Source organism: Pandoraea commovens (assembly GCF_902459615.1).
GTDB lineage: Bacteria > Pseudomonadota > Gammaproteobacteria > Burkholderiales > Burkholderiaceae > Pandoraea > Pandoraea commovens.
Window position 1 is genome coordinate 1 of record NZ_CABPSA010000011.1, and the last position, 16,134, is coordinate 16,134.

General features: G+C 57.5%; 18 protein-coding genes and 1 tRNA gene. 3 read left to right on the forward strand and 16 right to left on the reverse strand.

The features are described 5' to 3' along the window. Positions 1 to 172: 172 nt before the first annotated feature. From PCO31010_RS23820 to PCO31010_RS23855, 8 genes are all read right to left on the reverse strand, one after another. Positions 173 to 526, reverse strand: a complete 354-nt coding sequence (locus PCO31010_RS23820; RefSeq protein WP_343039224.1) for a helix-turn-helix transcriptional regulator — start codon at positions 524 to 526, stop codon at positions 173 to 175. After that, positions 502 to 1,278 carry a rolling circle replication-associated protein gene (locus tag PCO31010_RS23825; RefSeq protein WP_174985117.1) on the reverse strand — a complete coding sequence of 259 codons (777 nt, stop codon included), beginning with the start codon at positions 1,276 to 1,278 and terminating at the stop codon, positions 502 to 504. Before PCO31010_RS23825 ends, PCO31010_RS23820 begins: the two co-directional genes overlap by 25 nt. A 126-nt stretch (positions 1,279 to 1,404) precedes the next feature. Next, positions 1,405 to 3,099 (reverse strand): type II secretion system protein GspD, encoded by a 1,695-nt coding sequence (locus PCO31010_RS23830; protein WP_174985120.1) that lies wholly within the window; start codon positions 3,097 to 3,099, stop codon positions 1,405 to 1,407. Next, a complete protein-coding gene (locus tag PCO31010_RS23835; RefSeq protein ID WP_150666444.1) occupies positions 3,096 to 4,157 on the reverse strand; it encodes a zonular occludens toxin domain-containing protein in 1,062 nt (353 codons plus the stop codon). The genes PCO31010_RS23830 and PCO31010_RS23835 overlap by 4 nt, the downstream gene beginning before the upstream one ends. Before the next feature lie 3 nt (positions 4,158 to 4,160). Beyond that, a complete protein-coding gene (locus tag PCO31010_RS23840) occupies positions 4,161 to 4,463 on the reverse strand; it encodes a DUF2523 family protein (protein WP_150666445.1) in 303 nt (100 codons plus the stop codon). Positions 4,464 to 4,470: 7 nt separating this feature from the next. Next, positions 4,471 to 6,297 carry a hypothetical protein gene (locus PCO31010_RS23845; RefSeq protein ID WP_150666446.1) on the reverse strand — a complete coding sequence of 609 codons (1,827 nt, stop codon included), beginning with the start codon at positions 6,295 to 6,297 and terminating at the stop codon, positions 4,471 to 4,473. Between the two features lie 511 nt (positions 6,298 to 6,808). After that, positions 6,809 to 7,060 (reverse strand): hypothetical protein, encoded by a 252-nt coding sequence (locus tag PCO31010_RS23850; protein WP_150666447.1) that lies wholly within the window; start codon positions 7,058 to 7,060, stop codon positions 6,809 to 6,811. A gap of 317 nt (positions 7,061 to 7,377) precedes the next feature. After that, positions 7,378 to 7,581 carry a hypothetical protein gene (locus PCO31010_RS23855; RefSeq protein ID WP_150666448.1) on the reverse strand — a complete coding sequence of 68 codons (204 nt, stop codon included), beginning with the start codon at positions 7,579 to 7,581 and terminating at the stop codon, positions 7,378 to 7,380. A 139-nt stretch (positions 7,582 to 7,720) separates the two neighbouring features. On the opposite strand from PCO31010_RS23855, the gene PCO31010_RS26715 reads away from it, so the two are divergent. Beyond that, positions 7,721 to 7,948, forward strand: coding sequence for a hypothetical protein (locus PCO31010_RS26715; protein ID WP_174985123.1), 228 nt, complete (start codon positions 7,721 to 7,723; stop codon positions 7,946 to 7,948). A 131-nt stretch (positions 7,949 to 8,079) separates the two neighbouring features. Here the strand turns inward: PCO31010_RS26715 and PCO31010_RS27140 are convergent, their stop codons facing one another. Continuing rightward, positions 8,080 to 8,688: a hypothetical protein gene (locus tag PCO31010_RS27140; RefSeq protein WP_343039225.1), complete on the reverse strand. Its 609-nt coding sequence runs from the start codon at positions 8,686 to 8,688 to the stop codon at positions 8,080 to 8,082. Positions 8,689 to 8,714: 26 nt separating this feature from the next. After that, entirely contained in the window at positions 8,715 to 8,930 is a 216-nt protein-coding gene (locus PCO31010_RS23870; RefSeq protein WP_150666450.1) for a hypothetical protein, read from the reverse strand. An 88-nt stretch (positions 8,931 to 9,018) separates the two neighbouring features. Here PCO31010_RS23870 and PCO31010_RS23875 point away from each other — a divergent pair, with 88 nt between their 5' ends. Next, a complete protein-coding gene (locus tag PCO31010_RS23875; protein ID WP_217426194.1) occupies positions 9,019 to 9,378 on the forward strand; it encodes a helix-turn-helix domain-containing protein in 360 nt (119 codons plus the stop codon). Between the two features lie 133 nt (positions 9,379 to 9,511). Here the strand turns inward: PCO31010_RS23875 and PCO31010_RS23880 are convergent, their stop codons facing one another. From PCO31010_RS23880 to PCO31010_RS23905, 6 genes are all read right to left on the reverse strand, one after another. Then, positions 9,512 to 10,219, reverse strand: coding sequence for a phospholipase D family protein (locus PCO31010_RS23880; protein ID WP_150666452.1), 708 nt, complete (start codon positions 10,217 to 10,219; stop codon positions 9,512 to 9,514). A 115-nt stretch (positions 10,220 to 10,334) separates the two neighbouring features. Continuing rightward, entirely contained in the window at positions 10,335 to 10,667 is a 333-nt protein-coding gene (locus PCO31010_RS23885; RefSeq protein ID WP_150666453.1) for a hypothetical protein, read from the reverse strand. Positions 10,668 to 10,826: 159 nt separating this feature from the next. Further along, positions 10,827 to 12,056 (reverse strand): tyrosine-type recombinase/integrase, encoded by a 1,230-nt coding sequence (locus tag PCO31010_RS23890; protein WP_150666454.1) that lies wholly within the window; start codon positions 12,054 to 12,056, stop codon positions 10,827 to 10,829. Positions 12,057 to 12,241: 185 nt separating this feature from the next. Then, positions 12,242 to 12,317 (reverse strand) — tRNA-Thr (locus PCO31010_RS23895). A 190-nt stretch (positions 12,318 to 12,507) separates the two neighbouring features. After that, complete coding sequence (locus tag PCO31010_RS23900; RefSeq protein ID WP_039397012.1) at positions 12,508 to 13,521, reverse strand: class 1 fructose-bisphosphatase; 1,014 nt, start codon at positions 13,519 to 13,521, stop codon at positions 12,508 to 12,510. A 159-nt stretch (positions 13,522 to 13,680) separates the two neighbouring features. Continuing rightward, positions 13,681 to 14,964, reverse strand: coding sequence for an aspartate carbamoyltransferase (locus PCO31010_RS23905; protein WP_039402605.1), 1,284 nt, complete (start codon positions 14,962 to 14,964; stop codon positions 13,681 to 13,683). 135 nt (positions 14,965 to 15,099) lie between these two features. Between PCO31010_RS23905 and PCO31010_RS23910 the strand changes: the two genes are divergently transcribed. Beyond that, positions 15,100 to 16,056 (forward strand): LysR family transcriptional regulator, encoded by a 957-nt coding sequence (locus PCO31010_RS23910; RefSeq protein ID WP_150666455.1) that lies wholly within the window; start codon positions 15,100 to 15,102, stop codon positions 16,054 to 16,056. Positions 16,057 to 16,134 lie beyond the last annotated feature (78 nt).

Sequence of the window (16,134 nt, forward strand, 5' to 3'; positions counted from 1 at the left end):
TGAAATACAAAACGCCCGATGCGGTGCATCGGGCGTTTTAACCTGAAATAACTGTCAACCTATTTCAGGACTTGACACTGCTGAGTACTTCGTCTTGCTTGCATCACCAGGGACTGAGTAAGTCGCTGGTGCGGAGAGAGGAACCTAATACCCCGCTGCAAGCCTTGCTACGTCAAGGTTTAGCAGATCCCGGTTTTGTGATGCCCCCACTGATGCCCCCATTCCCGAAAAGGCCGTTTGAAACGGTCCCGATCAGTGATCGGATGTCTTCGACGCGCCATGCCACCGTACGTGGGCCGAGGTGAACCGGCTTCGGGAATCGGCCATCCTTGACTCCCCGCAGCCAAACCGAGCGGGACACAGGGTAGGCGGCCAGAACTTGAGGCAATCGGACGAAGCCGACGCTTGGCAGGGTAGCATTTTCCGTGGCTGGTACTTTCGTTGCGGTTCGCATAGTAGGTTCCTTTTTGATAGTCACGACTAAGGTATTGCGGATTTCGGTCAGTTTTCCCTTGTCGCTAGCCATAAACACCCCAGATCCTGATTCCAGTACACCTGGCAGTGATCAAGGCTCGCGCCTGCGGCCTCAGCTGCTTCGAAAGCGGTCACGATGGCTTTCACCGGGTCATCGCTCAAGATGTGGGCGATGGGCTGGCGCTCTGGTACTGAAATGCCCTTGCTGGTCCAGTAGCGTTTCTCGTTCATCTCGTGCTCGGCGAAGTCCTTCGTGATGTACTTGCTCAGATATCCGGCTAGCTTGTGGCGCAGCCCTCTCTGGCGGAACGGGTTGCGCACGTCGACATTGCCGTTATCTGCACCGACGATGGAATGCCAGATGGCGCGAAGTATTCGATAGTTCTGCCGCCCCCTCACGGCGATGTGTATATGCCACGCGCCGCGCTTCTGCCGTTCGGGGACGGCGATGTACTTGAAGTCCAGAAACTTCCCCAAACGACGGCGTAACGAGTCGAAATCGCGCTTGAGACGGTCCTTGTCTTCCATGTTCTCGCGGTATGTCAGGGTGATCATCCGGTCTGCCTGCATGGCTTTGCAGCGCAATCTGACTTGCCGCCGGGCGCGCTTGGCTGACGAGAGCCGGTTGTCCTCCTTCTTTTCTGATTCCCCGCGTTTCGCCTTCGGTATGCGGTGGAGCGATTGGGCACGCATATAGCGGTCGAATCGGGTTGCATTGATCTCATGCAGGCCTTCACCAAAGTCTCTGCCACCGATGACCCATTCACGGCGGAAGGGATAGTCGTCTACACTGTTTTCAAGCATGGCAACTCCTGATTGTCGTGTTGATGTACTGGCCCCGTTCGTTGCAGCGTTCGGGGCCTTCTCTTTTTCGGGGGGAGTGTTCTTGCCTTTGCTGGCGGGCCTTGCCGGGTGTTTGTACGTTAAGTGTTACTGATATAAATCTAGGGGCGCGCTTCGCGCGCCCCCGCCGTCCTCGCCCCTGCGGGCGGCGGGGGCAGCGCGGCGCGTCGCCTTCTCTCGCATCATTGCCACTTCACGCACTGGACTGACGGCAGGGCGGTTTGCAGTGAGGGAATGTGTGGTCGACGTTAGCGCTTCGGTTGACGTCGGCAGTGCTACCCGCTGCTCGGTCGCGCGGGGCGCGCTGGGCCGCGCGTCATCGGCCCGGACTTCGCGGTTCGGCTCGTGGGCTCTCTCAGCTTCGGCCACTGCGCCGACACTCCCGACGCTAGTCGCCCTCACACGCTCTACCTGGAGCATCAACAGGATTTCGGTGTTGGACGAGGCGTCGCTATGGCTATCGAGAAAGCGGGGCAGGAAGGCCAGTCCTGTGCGGTTGTCGGTGCTCTTGTTCGTCGTCAGTCCGCCCATGAGGATCAAGTCACCGTCGTGCAGGCTGATTTCGGTGCTGACTTCGCGGGTGTTCAGCGTCGGGGAGTTGTTGACACCTGTCGTCGTCTTCACGAAGTCGCTGATTTGCTGCGTGACACGCAAATCGATAATTCGATCTTTTACGGTCGGGGATAGCTCAAAAATGACGCCTGACGAGTGGTACTCGACTGACTGAACGGGTTCGCCGCCACCGCGCGGGTAACTCACGGACTTCAAGACAGGGACTTTCTGGCCGACGGTCAGCCTACCTCTGGCCCCGGAGCGAATACGCAGATTCGGGCTGTTGATGACCTGAAAGCGGGAGTCTTTAGAGAGCGCGGAGAGGGCAGTAGAGAAATCACCCGCCCTCAGGCGAATCGCGTTTCCGAACTTATCGCCGTCAATCGTGACTTCGATTCCCAATCCCTTCGAGAGCAGATCTAGCGCGAGTTGAAAGGCCGAACCGCGCTCGACGCTATTGACCACTTCATATGCAGCGGCACGCACGCTGACTTCGCCCATAGGCGTGTCGAGTTGGGGGAGCAAGCGTTTGAGTGCTGCAATTTCGGTCGGCGTGCCATGGAAAAGCAATGTGTCGCCTCGCTGGTCAATCAGCGACGCGGCGGAGCCGGGCGTGACTTCACCTCCGACTCTTGCGTTATCAGGTGCGGAAATTTCTCGATTGACGGTAAATCGCCCCTGAAAAAGTGGGCTAGCAAGGCGCGATAGATAAGCCGTGTCTCGATATCTCGGGTGGTAGACGAAGGTGTCGCGGTCAGGTTCGACGGCAACTTCCACGTCTCGCCGCTTGAAGACGAAATCAACACCCGATCGCGTTTCGACGCCAAAGCCGAGTGAGTCGAGAAACATCGAAAGGAACGCTTTCAAATCACCGTTTTTAGTGTTGAAGCGGAATGAGACAAGACGTTGGTCCTGAAGCACTTCGGGAGCGATGACGTATGGGGTTTTGACCGCTTCCCCGTAGAGCAGCGTTACCAGTTGGGAGACGCTGACAAGCTGGAAATCAAACGAACCGTTCGTCTTGCCTTGGAGTGGAGCGATGCGTGTCCGGCTCTTGGCACGTTGCTTTTGTTCTGCCTCAAGCATCGGCCGCGATGAATAGTCCAGTGGCGAATATTCCGCCTCAGCCTTGAAACCTGAGAAATCGATGGGTGCAGGAACCGTCTTTGCTTCCGTGGCGAGTGCGGACAACGAGAGCGAGAGCATGCCGAACAGGACGCTGAGCTTCATTGCGTGTCCCCCATGTACGGAGATGACTTGCCGCCCGTCCACACCGTCACTCGCTGGTCGTCGATGCTGCCGATTCGTGCGATGCCATCAAGGATGAAGACGGAGGGTGATTCGACTCGCAATCGGCCATCGTTGTTGATGACGACAACATAACGGTCGTTGCCGACGCTGTAGCTGCCAGCGATGCGCCATTCACCACTAAACGTCAGTGCGTCAGGACGACGTGCAACGCCCGAGTCGGACTTGGCGAGGTGAGCGTTTGTTGACGAGGCGACTCCCTGCGGCGCTTTGGTACCCGCGAATCCGCCGTTGAAGTAGCCAACCAGAAAACGCACGCTCATCGTGCCAACCGCCAACATGAGGCCGACGGTGAACCAAAGCCGCTTATTCGAGAGGATGTTTTGACGTCGATCTATCGACCGCTCTTTTCCTTTGCCGCCAGCGTAGGACTGATACAGCGGGAATATGGCCTTGCCATAGCGCTTGGTAAAGATGTCGATGCGGTTTGACTTGGTGACCTTTCCGCCCTCGTACAGCTCAATGCGGTAGTTCCGGGTTAAACCAAGTTCCTTCAGCTTCTTCGTGACGAACGTGACTTCCACCACTGCGCGCACCTGGCGATGTAGATCGCCAATCGCCTGAATCATCAGCGCAACGTCGCAAGTGATGCCCGTTTCCGGGTGCGCATAGTGACGATGCATACGGAAGAAATCCATATGCTCGGGCTTCAATTTGCTGCCTATTGCCCAGAATTTCCATGCCTCGTCGATTGCAACGAGATCACCCGGCTTAACGAGTGTTTCGGCGTCGGGATTTGCCTCGTTCGGAAAGAAGTCGTCACGCGTCACGTCGTCATTCGTCACCGGGACGATTTCACCCAACGTGTCGGCGTCGGCTTTGCGAACGTCGATGCAGTATTCGCGAATGAGGCCGGGTTGTATGCCGTCGATGTTCGTCACCACGCGGCGTCCGGCAATCACGGCGGGCACGATGACGCTACTCACGACCTCGTAGCTCTTGCCTGATCCCATCAAGCCCGTATAAGCGTTTATGGCCATGACTTAGCCCAGCATCGGGATGCGGCGGATAGCGAACCTGTTGCCCATTGCCGCCAGCACTATCGGCAAACCTTGTGGGACCGCCAGCAATTCGAGCCAGTACCAGACCCCCGGAGGAAGGCTCCCGAGTGCGTTTGCGAGAGCATTGGCGTTGGGCAGCAGGCTACTACCCTTGATGACGTCCACGAATTCGCTCGTCACATACCAGAGACCAAAGAACATGGCGAATTTGATGACGACTGAGCGGAATACGAACTGAAGCGTGGCGTTCAATCCAGAGAGGAGAATTTCGAAGAGAGTCGACATGGTGGCCTCACGCTGCAAGGACAATAGTGGCGGCGATCAGCACGAACACAGCAAGCATGATCGACGTAATCATCGGGCGATATTTCTCCGCGAGGTCGCACATTGCGTCCATGCGAATCTGCGTATTGAATAGCTCAAACGAAGGACGAGGGCATTGCGCTTTGTATTTCGGCGTCTTCCATTCTTTGAAGCCCGGCACGAGCTTCAGGATTGGATCTAGGATCATGGCCGCCGTAGGAGGATCTTCGAGTGTTGGTGTTGCGACCTGCGGGGCTGTGCCGAGATCAACCTTGATAGGGTTGCCAATGTCCACAGTGGGACGGTTGACGACATTGACGTCTCTCGATAGCGGGTCCACGGGACGCTCCCGATCCGGCTCATATGGGCGTTCCCTGTCGCGTGGATCGCGACGGTCGTCGGGCCATGGGCGAGTGCCAGGCCAAATGCGATCAGGTACCACAGTAACGCTGATCGGCACGACGCGCTCATACTCATCCATCGGTCGCGAAAAGACATCGACGACACGCGGTGCCAGATCGCGCCCTCTTTCATCTGTCAGCGCCTTCACGTCCTGGGGAGTGATCGGGGACGTTACGCTGTGAGGCACACCTGCGTAATCCCTTCGTTGACTCGCTTTGCTGACGAGAGCATTGGCAACGTTGGCGACAAATCCGGGATTCAGTTCTAGGCGCTTTTCGTCGTCTGTTAGTCCGTCAAATGCCTCATCTAACGAGTCGTAAACCTCACGCTCCTTTCGCCGCCCAGGTCGAGAGTCCGGAACGGATCGAGAAATGGACGGAAGTGATATCGAGACAAACGACTCGAAGGATGACTTCCAGTTGCATTGCTTTGTCTCGTACTCACTCGTACACAAATAATCCTTTAGGACTGAGGGAGACTCCTGCCGCTCTTTCGTGCAAGCAGGATTGGAGAAGTCAAGCCGCCTTTCAACGACATCTTTGCATTCCTCGTATTCGTAGGACACTTGAGGAAAATAAGATTGGTACCCTGTTTTTTCTTTGTTGTTATCGGGAACATCGACTTGGAGGTTCCGAAATTTTTTTTCTTCGTCAATGAGTTCCGCTTGCGCATAAACCAACAAATATGCATTCACCTGCGCCCAATTCTCCGCGTAAGCGACGATATTCGACTTCTTGAGTTCGAACCACCCTCGATACAGTTCATCCGGCCGAGGGCGATTTCCCCATGACTCTTTCGGAAACAATGCGCACTCCGCAGTATCGCAATTCCGGTCTGCATACACCCGAGCACCAGTTGCCGCGACTGCAGCCCACGGGCTTTGTTTCGCTGCGGGACTGGTAGAGCCGGTGTAGGTCGGCACCCAAACTTTTTTTGCGGGCTCGTGCCACTCATGCGTAACCTCAAAAGCTCCGTCAGGCGTAGCGCTGATCGTGACCTTTTTGTCTTCGATCTTGGCAGCAGCGATTTGGCCTAGCTGCGAACCCAGTAGCACCGACGCAAGCCCGAACCACGTGGGGCCATTTGCCGCCATCAAAAATCGTTCGTTGACACTCTGCTGCGCATATTCGGTCGCGACCAACGACATTGCTCTATGCGTCTCATCCAACATTGGGTCGTCGGGTCTAACTCCGTCTCGTTGCACGGCCTTTTGCGTGACGAGTGCGATGATTTGATTGATGACGAGGGTCGTGAAGGCCCGAGTGAGTGGATTGGCCTGAGCATCCGAGGTGCTTCTTGCCACGAGGCAGAGACAGAGAGCGATAAGAGCGATTCTTTTCATTGTCACCCCCGCAAGCCCGTAACGACAGCCCACCCGCACACCAATCCCCACGCAAAAAACGTCAGATTCCATAGTTCTTGAAATGGCATGGCGTGGCCTCGCGGGTACGGTTGAGGTTGTATTCGAAAGCGATTGCAGTGAATCGAAAACTAGCCAACGTCGTCGTCGGCAGTCTGACGACGCGAGGCGTGAATTCGACTCGCAATGCAAGCCCGAGCACGGTCTAGGGCTAAGTCCGCCAGCCATACGAGGCCTTTGGTCGTCATCAACAGGGATACGGTCATTAATGCGGAGAGGAAGCAGACCGGCCCGATGAACGTGTTCATGAATTCAGCGAGTCGCATGCTCGCGAGATCACTTACGAGGAGGTGTTCCATATGCAGAATCCTTATCTTCAAATGCTGGTGGGCGGAATCAAAGGTCTGTGGGAGCAGATCACCACTGATCCGACCACCATGTTCTTTGCGGTAGCGCTATTGGTCATGTTGGTCATTTCCCTTTGGACGGGGCCTGTTGAGCGCAGGCAACGCAGACGTCGGTAAGGGAAGCGTCCGGATCGCTTCCCTACCTCAATTGCTGTTCATCAGCCGCGAATGAACCCGAGTACGATCTTCGCGCCCTTAACGCCGACGTAAATCAGCGCCAAGCTTGCCGCCACAGCGAGAATTGCGGTGCCGACCTGAGCGAAGCTGATTGAGTTGGTCATCGCGCTCAGGTCGACAGCGCCGGTACCGCCACCGGCTTCGGCATGTGCGGCAAACGGGGTGGCGATCATTACGGCGGCAACACCTGCACGGCCTCCGATTGCCTTCAGACGTTCAAGCTTTTCCTTCATGGTTTTCTCCTTCGAGTGATGCCGGAGTGCGTCCGGCGCGCTGGCTTATCCCCGGCGTATGAAACCGAGAATTGCGCCCAAATGAGCACTCACGACGTACAACCCGACAACCATCGTGAATGCCAATGTCCAGAAACCCGCCATCTGTGGGGCGTCAAGCGGCGTTTCATTGGTTCTCGGTGAGACCTGGGTAATGCGTGCGACGGCGAACTGCTGACCGTTCTCCGGCGGGCATAGCTGACGGTCCATCGGTGTGGCCGTCATCGAGTTGCGAAGGGGCTTGCAGGTCAGCACCCGCGTCATTTGATTCGTCACCGTCAGCCCCCGCGATTGATGTTCTTGAGGATCTGCCACGCGAACTTTGAACAGGCCGGTTGCGCTAGCTCGTGCGCCTCGTAAGCGAGATCAAGCGCACCGGCAAGCACTTGCACGGTTTCGTACAGCAACGCGGTTGCTTCGAGCATGCGGGCGAAGCGTTCGGTGTCGGGGACGCTAAGTCCGCCGACGCGCGCAATGCACATACACGTTCCGTCTGTGGCGGTCACGGTGCGGTTTATAAGTTCGGTCGTGGGGGCTGTCATATCGGGACCTATGCGGTTGCGGCACTCACCGGCACATGCGCGATTTGCTCATCGCAGCGCGGATGCTTGCGGGGATCAAATGACCGTCGTAATCCATGATTCGCGCGATGAGCGAACGCATGGTTTTGCAGACGAACTGGATGCCGTCAGGACGCGTCCAGATGAAGCCCTTACCGGTCTTGATGAGACGCCGCAGGTGCAGCTTGAGACGAAGTTGTCTCCACGGGCGTTGTGGAGCGAGGGGAGGGCGCGAGATACGCCGTTGCTTAGTTCGAGCGGGACAAAAGCCGCCGAACAGATCAAGTGACAGTTGGTGAAGCATCGCAACCCCCAATCCCATCACGGCATTCCTGCGGTGACGGTGCAAAGAATCTGGCGGGGGGCCGGATTTAACTACAGGTGGTCGTCGCTCAAACGGACGACGTGAGATAACGCAAATTACGCGGCGGCAGCGGCCGCAGCTTTCGGTGTGGCCGTCGGGCGTGTACTACTTACGTAGGGCTGCAACGCTACAATGCGCGGGACTAGAGCGCCGTCCATCGATTGCGCCATGGCCATCTCTGCGAAGTACTCGCCTTTGCCGGTTTCTTTGGCGATTTCAGGCAGCGGGACGGTGCCAACAACGGCGCGGTCGCCGTCAGGCGTCGCTTGCCAAAGGACGCACTGTGCGGTGCGCATGTCGTAGGGGCGCCCTGTCTTGCTAGAGATGCCCTCACGGCGGACGACGCTAAGGATGGTGAGCTTCTGCTTCTTCGTCGGGGCGGAAGGGCGGGCGCCGTCGCCGTAAGGCTGCAACGCGATGATGCGAGGGACAAGCTGTCCTTCCATTGACCGCGTAAGGATGAAGTCGGCAAGGTATTCGCCTTTGCCTACGTCCTTGAGGGCATCGGGGAGCGTGATGGTGCCAACTACGGCGTCTTCGCCTTCACTCGTGTTCTGCCAAAGGACGCACTCCGCGATGCGCATGTCGTAGTGGCGGCCTGTCTTGCTGGATATGCCCTCGCGTCGGGTGACGTCGAGGATGGTGAGCTTTTGTTTGCTGGTCATAGCGTGGCCCTTAGTTGGGTGGAACGTTAGTGACGAACTGCCTCAGAGGGGACGATTTCGAAGGCATCGGCTTCGTATTTCACGCCGTACTCGCGAAGGACTGCTTTCCAAGCACGACTTGCTTGCTCGATCCTTGCTTCACGTGGTTGAAGTCGAGAAGGTGAGTGAATGGTGAGCGAGGTACGGACTATTCCATCCCCGAGGTCTTCGTAAGTGATGGTGAGTTTTGCGTTGGTGGTCATGCAATGGTCTCCGTTGATATTGAGAACAATTGCTCTCATGTAAAAGTATAGAGATCGTTTGATCTCATAGATATGGGATATGTCCGAGATGTTAGACGTCGGCAACCGCTTGAGAGATGAACGCAAGCGCCTAAACCTGAATCAGGAAGAGTTCGCCTCAATTGGAGGTGTGACTAGACGTGCGCAGACGACGTATGAAAATGGGAGACGGGTTCCCGATGCTAGATACCTCAGCGCGGTTGCCGGGATAGGCGTGGATGTGCAGTACGTGCTTACCGGGGCTCGCTCTATCGCTATGGAGAGCAGCAGCTTGTCACCGGATGAAAGGGCGCTACTCGATAACTATCGCCACAGCCATCGAGAAGACCAGGCGGCACTGCGGAGGATGGGACTTGCTATGTCGAAACCGACCCCAACGAAGAGAAACGGAACGACCGGAAGCGAATAAGCCTTCTGCGGAAATACTTCCGTTTATTAGGAAGTCGGGATTTGCCACGTGCGATGAATAGCCGAGACAAAAGACAGGCACCCTCGGGACGGTGAGAGGCATTCAGCATCTCCCCGTCACGTGTCACCTGGGCTTAGATCGAGATGTTCTCTGGCCAAAGAAAGTAGGCGCCATGGCGGGATTTTGGCACGAACTCTATGCCGCAATTCTCCCCTAAAGCGGAGAGGACATGCTCACCGTTTATCAATTCAAAATAACCGGCCGCTACAGCGCGCTCCAATAGTTCGCTCGTCCGTATTCCAAGACGCTTACCAAGCTTTGACGAGGGGAGCTTCGTTACCGTTCCTCCGGTTGAGCGGTCGTCTGGCGACACTGCGTCGATGACGTCCCCGCCTGGGCGCTCGAGCGTAATACGAACTTCTTCGCTAATACGAATGATGCGCTGAGCCTCGTCATACACGTCTCGGTATAGCTCGACGTCCTCCGATCTCCGAACGAGTACTCCCATCTCGTTGTTATTGATCTGACTGAACTCGTACAGGTTCAGGCTCGTAACGACGCACAATTCCTCGCTCATGTAGCACTTGGCATGCAAGTTCTTGCAGTAACTGGTGCGAACGTAGGTAAGCCCCTTAAGCCATTCGATTTCCGGCGGCTGCAACTCGCTCTTCCCATAGACCAACCTCACGTCAATTTTCAGACGGTTTTTGTCTGCAAGTAGCTCCTTTATTCGATCATTGAGCTTGAGAAATGGGCTGATCAGAATTACTCGATCAACGGCCCCTTTGATCAATTCTTCAAGAAAATAGTTTGTCGCACTGGTGTTCAAAAATTTTGCCACCTAAACCCTCGCTGAGGCAGATTACGGGGGGGCGCTAAATGGTCTATAGCAAGTGCTTGTGTATATCGCCGAAAATCATCAACGGCCCACCGCATGAGATGGGCCGTCTTCAAAATTACCTCACCAGTTTCGGCTCGGCTCCGGGCTTCGGTGAGTGAAGTATGTAGTACGGGCTGAACAATCGTTCTGTCGCCACCATCGCCTCCGCAAATGTATCGAAGTAAATCGCATGGTCCGGGTCAGGTACATGCGCCCGTTGGATTTCTCTCTCCTCCTCGTCCCACGCGTAGCCAAGGTATCTGCCATGTGCATGAAACCAAATAACGTAGCCCTTACGAGGAAATGATTGCGGCAATGTCGGCAGCCGCTGTTCGCCTTTGGGCTTGTCCGTTTCTTTGATGTTGCCAACATCGTGCGGCGTAGGGCCGCTCTCGGTCGAGTCTGTCACGGTTCCTCCACTTGATGGGAATAGTTCATCGGGGGACGTGACTCATCATGGCATCCGATCGGATACTTGCGTTTCAGTAACTTCCGAATAAATTATTCGATGCGTCGACACTCGAAATGAGTCGATGCTTCTCGAAAACGTTCATGGCGTATGGGGGGCTTAACGAATCTCGTGCGTTGAATTCGGATATCGAAGCGAGTGCAAGTAGTCTGCCCAGTGCTGCATCATTTCTCTGCGTTGTGGCAAATGAGAGGTTCGGTTGTAAGCGCGTCCGAGAGGGTCGCGCACGCAGTGAGCCAATTGCGCCTCGATAATGACTATGGGCACACCAAGCACTTCGTCAAGAATTGTCCGCGCGGTCGCTCGAAACCCGTGGCCGGTCATCATTTCATTGCCGTAGCCAAGCCGACGTAGGGCCGCGTTAAGCGCGTTGTCGCTCATCGGGCGACTGTTGCTGCGAGCGCTGGGGAAAAGATACTGTCCCGCGCCGGTCAAAGCATGGAGATCGCGAAGTATCGTTACGGCCTGCGTTGACAACGGCACGATGTGCGCTGCGCCACTTAGCTTTGCAGCTTTCACTCGCTTCATTCTGACGCTGGGGACTTCCCATGTCGCGCTCTCTAAATCGAACTCGGTCCATTCTGCTTGCCGCAGTTCTCCGGGGCGCTGAAAGAGCAGGGGGGACAATTTGAGCGCACAACTGACGGGGAATGTGCCGGTGTAGCCGTCGATGGCGTTGAGCAGGTGGCCAAGTTCGGCAGGGTCCGTGATGGCGGCGAAGTGCTTCGTTTGGATCGGCGCTAAGGCCCCTCGTAGATCGACTGTGACGTCCCGTTTTGCTCGTGCTGTCGCCACGGCGTAACGCATCACTTGACCGATGTTGACCCTAAGGCGGTGTGCCGTCTCAAGCTTGCGTTGCTTTTCGACGCGCCGTAACGCATCGAGTACTTCCGCAGCTTCCAGTTCTGCAATCGGCCGTCCGCCTATCCATGGAAAGGCATACAGCGTCAGACGGCGCAAAACCTTTTCGGCGTAGCCGTCCGTCCAGTTATCGGCATATCTCGCATGCCACTCCCGAGCGACCGCCTCAAAGCAGTTTTCCGCGTTCAAACGAGCTGTACGTTTCTGTGCTTTGCGCGTCTCTCCGGGATCGATTCCGTCTGCAAGTTGCATTCGGGCCTCGTCGCGTGTTCGGCGTGCTACTGCCAACGAAACAGTTGGGTACGTGCCAAGCGCTAGCCGCTTCTCCTTGCCAGCAAACCGATATTTGAGTCGCCAATACTTCGCCCCAGAGGGGGCGATTTCGAGATACATGCCGTTAGCATCGGCAAGGCGGTATGTTTTTTCGGCGGGTTTGGCGGTGCGTGCTTTCGCGTCGGTAAGCGCCATGTGTGCGACTCCATGCCGTGTTGGGGGCATCGGTCGCGAGGGGCATTGTCATGCCCCCACATGTGCCCCCAGATTGATGATCGATTGGGGGCATCGCATGGTACCTCGTGGAAAAACAAAAAACCCGCCAAGCTTGTGCTTTAGCGGGTTTTTAGGACTTCACTGCATCCAACGATTTAAGTCGCTGGTGCCGGAGAGAGGAATCGAACCCCCGACCTTCTCATTACGAATGAGCTGCTCTACCGACTGAGCTACTCCGGCGCTGCGAAGAAGTGAGATATTAGCAGACTTTACGGATTTGTCACTACTTTTTTCGAAGATTTTTTGCTGTGACTGCGTCAGTCACGCGTAAATCATTGAAATTTCAGAAATCCTGCGCTTCCGTCGTCGCGAAAAAATTTTCACGACATTGCATCGTCTTCGCGACGACGAATCCGCGTCTTTACATCGCTTACTTCTTGTCGGCTTCGTGGTGATAACCGGTCACACGTTCGACTTCGTTCTTCGAGCCGAGGAACACTGCAACACGCTCGTGCAGCTTCTGCGGCTGAATGTCGAGAATGCGCTGCGTGCCGTTCGTGGCCGCACCGCCCGCCTGCTCGACGAGGAAGCTCATCGGGTTCGCTTCGTACATGATGCGCAGCTTGCCCGGCTTGTCCGGATCGCGCTTGTCGGCCGGATACATGAACACACCACCGCGCGTCAGAATGCGATGCACGTCCGCCACCATCGACGCGATCCAGCGCATGTTGAAGTCCTTGCCGCGCACGCCTTCCTTGCCTTGCAGCAACTCGCCGATGTAACGCTGCACCGGCGGATACCAGTGACGCTCATTCGACATGTTGATCGCGAATTCCTTGGTGTCTTCCGGAATGCGCATGCCTTCCTGCGTCAGCACCCACGAGCCCATCTCGCGATCGAGCGTGAAGCAGTTCACGCCATGACCCGTCGTCAGCACCAGCACAGTTTGCGGACCGTATACCGCATAACCGGCCGCCACTTGCTGCGTGCCCGGTTGCAGGAAGTCCTTCTCGGTCGGATCCGTCACGCCTTCCGGGCAACGCAGCACCGAGAAGATCGTGCCGATCGACACGTTCACGTCGATGTTCGACGAACCGTCGAGCGGGTCGAACATCAGGAGGTATTCGCCTTGCGGATAGCGGTTCGGAATGTGGAAGACGTCTTCCATCTCTTCCGAAGCCATCGCCGCCAGATGGCCACCCCATTCGTTCGCTTCGAGCATGATCTCGTTGGAAATCACGTCGAGCTTCTTCTGAACTTCGCCCTGCACGTTCTCGCTGCCGGCGCTGCCCAGCACACCACCGAGCGCGCCCTTGGACACGGCGTGGCTAATGGACTTGCACGCACGTGCGACGACTTCGATCAGCAGACGAAGTTCGGCAGGAATGTTGTTGAATTCCCGCTGCTGTTCGATCAGATATTGGGTAAGGGTCTTGCGCCGCATGTGGGCCTCCGGGAAAGCGAAAAAGCGTACATATCGAGATGCCCGCAATTTTACTCGTAAAGCGACACTGCCCCCGCGAAAAATCCTTGGGGGCAGTGCAGTATCGGCATCGTCCGACGAACGATTCGGATTTCTCCGATGCGTTCGCGGCATGCGAAATCAGTCGAGGCCGTCGAACAGCGCGTCGTCCGGACCGATGTGCGACGGCGAGCGCCAGGCGGCATCGCGCATGCTGTGCTGGACTTGCTTGTCCACGCCGAGCAGGATCGCGAAGATCGCCATGCGCACCGGAATGCCGTTGTCCGTCTGACGGAAGATGGCCAGACGCGGATCGTGATTCAGGTCAGTCGACAGATCGTTTGCGCCCGGGCGGCTGTCTCGCGGCAGCGGGTGCATGATGATCGTGCGGCTATCGCAGTACTGGTTGATCAGCGCTTCGTTGATCTGGAAGTCCGGCGTGTAGCCTTCGATGGCCTCGTCGGCAAAGCGCTCCTTCTGGATGCGCGTCGCGTAGACCACGTCCGCACCGGCCAGATCGGCGAGCGAATTGCTCTGCACGATGACGTGGCCGTTCTGCGAGATCTGGTCGAGAATGTACGTCGGCATTTCCAGCGACGGCGGCGAGATCAGCGTGAACTTCAAGCCGCGATACAGCGCGAGCAGCTTGATCAGCGAGTGCACCGTGCGGCCGTAGCGCAGGTCGCCGACCATCGCCACATGGGCGCCGTCGACCAGCTTGCCCAGACGCGAGAACTCGCGGCCGATGGTGTACAGATCGAGAATGGCCTGACTCGGGTGTTCGCCCGGGCCGTCGCCACCGTTGATGACGGGGATGTTCGTCGCGCGTGCGAATTCGGCGACCGAGCCCTTTTCCGGGTGACGCACGACAAGCGCGTCGACGTAACCGCTCATGACACGGCTCGTGTCGTAGATCGATTCGCCCTTGGCCATCGACGAGAACGTGAAGCCGGTCGTGTCGCACACCGAGCCGCCGAGGCGGCAGAAGGCGGAGCCGAAGCTCACGCGGGTGCGGGTACTGGCTTCGAAGAACAGATTGCCGAGCACTGCGCCTTCGAGCACGCGCGAGATCTTCTGGCGGCGCGCGATCGGTTGCATGATGTCGGCAACGTGGAACAATTCTTCCAGCGAATCGCGCGAGAACTGATCAACGGAGATCAGATGCGGCTTGCCGTCGAGGCCCATGCGTTCGCGCAGCGGCTTGTGTGCGCTTTGCGTAGATTCCGCAGACGGCGCTTCGCGACCGAGAATTTCACCGACGAATTTCTCCACGATGCTCGGCATCGTGCGATATTCGCTGGAATCTTCGGGCAGCAGCCAGGTGTCGAGGGCGCGCCGACGAACGCCGATGCGCTCGGCGAAGGTGTCGCGGGTCATGTTCAGGCGACGCATCGCGTCGCGCAGGAAAGTCTGCTGTGCACTCATGGTCGGGTCGGCAGGAATGTGTACGCGATGCGTATAATAGGCGTCGATTCGTTGTTTGTCCAGCAAAAGACGTGCCCCTCGCGGGGCCGCGCCAGCCGGGCGTTTCCGGCATTTCCGGTGTATTGCCGTACGGGTATGGAAAACCTTCTCCGCAAGCTTGACCTCACTTCTTTGCGTCTTTTCGTGGCCGTCTGCCAGGAGCGGAGCATGGCGCGTGCTGCCGAGCGCGAATTCATCGCGCCTTCCGCGATCAGCCGTCGCATTGCCGACATCGAAGCCATCGTGGGACTCCCGCTTATTCAGCGTCACCAGCGCGGCATCACCGTCACGCCGGTGGGCGAGACGGTACGCCGTTACGCTGAACGTATTCTAGGCACGATCGAATCGCTGGGTGCCGAGCTGTCCCAATTCCATGAAGGCGCGCGCGGCAGCGTGCGCATTGCGGCCAATCTGTCGGCCATTGTGCAGTTCCTGCCGGAAGATCTGGCGGCGTTCGGGCGTGTCTTTTCCGCCGTGGATGTCGAGCTCGACGAACAGCACAGCAACGAAGTGCTGCAACGCGTGGCCGAGCGCGCGGTGGACGTGGGCATCTGCAATGCCGTCGAAGGCATTGAAGCGTTCACGATGGTGCCGTACCGCCGCGACCGGCTCGCGGTGATTCTGCCCGCGGGGCATCCGCTTGCGGCGCGTACCGGCGAGATTCCGTTTTCCGCGTGCGTCGGCGAAACGCTTGTGGGGCTTCAGGGCAACAGCGCGCTCACGCAGATGCTGCGTCAGCAGGCGAGTGCAGCCGGTGAGTCGTTGCGGATCAAGATCCGCGTCTCCAGCCTCGACGCGCTGTGCCGCATGGCTCACGCCGGACTTGGCATCGCCATCGCCCCCGAGCAGGTGGGGCAGTTGTACGTCGGCAAGCTGGACATCGTGGTGCGCCCGCTCACGGACGAGTGGGCGCATCGTCAGCTCTGGCTGGTCTTCCCGTCGCGTGAGCAACTCAGTGCGACGGCGTCGGCCGTGGTGAATTTCCTCGCGCAAGGGCAGGGTGCACAGAGCCCAGAGAGCCCACAGAGCCCACAGAGCCCACCGAGCCTTTAAGCACCCAGGCGCCCACGCTTTCCCTCCTTCGCCATCGGTCACGCCCGCCTTGCCGAGACGGCACGGCAGGGCGACGAC

What these genes read in the sequence shown, in the direction of transcription:
- PCO31010_RS23820 (WP_343039224.1), bottom strand. Translation starts at nt 526, where the DNA reads ATGGCTAGCGACAAGGGAAAACTGACCGAAATCCGCAATACCTTAGTC.
- PCO31010_RS26715 (WP_174985123.1), top strand. Translation starts at nt 7,721, where the DNA reads ATGACCGTCGTAATCCATGATTCGCGCGATGAGCGAACGCATGGTTTT.
- PCO31010_RS23855 (WP_150666448.1), bottom strand. Translation starts at nt 7,581, where the DNA reads ATGTGCATTGCGCGCGTCGGCGGACTTAGCGTCCCCGACACCGAACGC.
- PCO31010_RS23870 (WP_150666450.1), bottom strand. Translation starts at nt 8,930, where the DNA reads ATGACCACCAACGCAAAACTCACCATCACTTACGAAGACCTCGGGGAT.
- PCO31010_RS23875 (WP_217426194.1), top strand. Translation starts at nt 9,019, where the DNA reads ATGTTAGACGTCGGCAACCGCTTGAGAGATGAACGCAAGCGCCTAAAC.
- PCO31010_RS23830 (WP_174985120.1), bottom strand. Translation starts at nt 3,099, where the DNA reads ATGAAGCTCAGCGTCCTGTTCGGCATGCTCTCGCTCTCGTTGTCCGCA.
- PCO31010_RS23850 (WP_150666447.1), bottom strand. Translation starts at nt 7,060, where the DNA reads ATGAAGGAAAAGCTTGAACGTCTGAAGGCAATCGGAGGCCGTGCAGGT.
- PCO31010_RS23905 (WP_039402605.1), bottom strand. Translation starts at nt 14,964, where the DNA reads ATGAGTGCACAGCAGACTTTCCTGCGCGACGCGATGCGTCGCCTGAAC.
- PCO31010_RS23840 (WP_150666445.1), bottom strand. Translation starts at nt 4,463, where the DNA reads ATGTCGACTCTCTTCGAAATTCTCCTCTCTGGATTGAACGCCACGCTT.
- PCO31010_RS23900 (WP_039397012.1), bottom strand. Translation starts at nt 13,521, where the DNA reads ATGCGGCGCAAGACCCTTACCCAATATCTGATCGAACAGCAGCGGGAA.
- PCO31010_RS23890 (WP_150666454.1), bottom strand. Translation starts at nt 12,056, where the DNA reads ATGGCGCTTACCGACGCGAAAGCACGCACCGCCAAACCCGCCGAAAAA.
- PCO31010_RS23910 (WP_150666455.1), top strand. Translation starts at nt 15,100, where the DNA reads ATGGAAAACCTTCTCCGCAAGCTTGACCTCACTTCTTTGCGTCTTTTC.
- PCO31010_RS23845 (WP_150666446.1), bottom strand. Translation starts at nt 6,297, where the DNA reads ATGGAATCTGACGTTTTTTGCGTGGGGATTGGTGTGCGGGTGGGCTGT.
- PCO31010_RS27140 (WP_343039225.1), bottom strand. Translation starts at nt 8,688, where the DNA reads ATGACCAGCAAACAAAAGCTCACCATCCTCGACGTCACCCGACGCGAG.
- PCO31010_RS23835 (WP_150666444.1), bottom strand. Translation starts at nt 4,157, where the DNA reads ATGGCCATAAACGCTTATACGGGCTTGATGGGATCAGGCAAGAGCTAC.
- PCO31010_RS23825 (WP_174985117.1), bottom strand. Translation starts at nt 1,278, where the DNA reads ATGCTTGAAAACAGTGTAGACGACTATCCCTTCCGCCGTGAATGGGTC.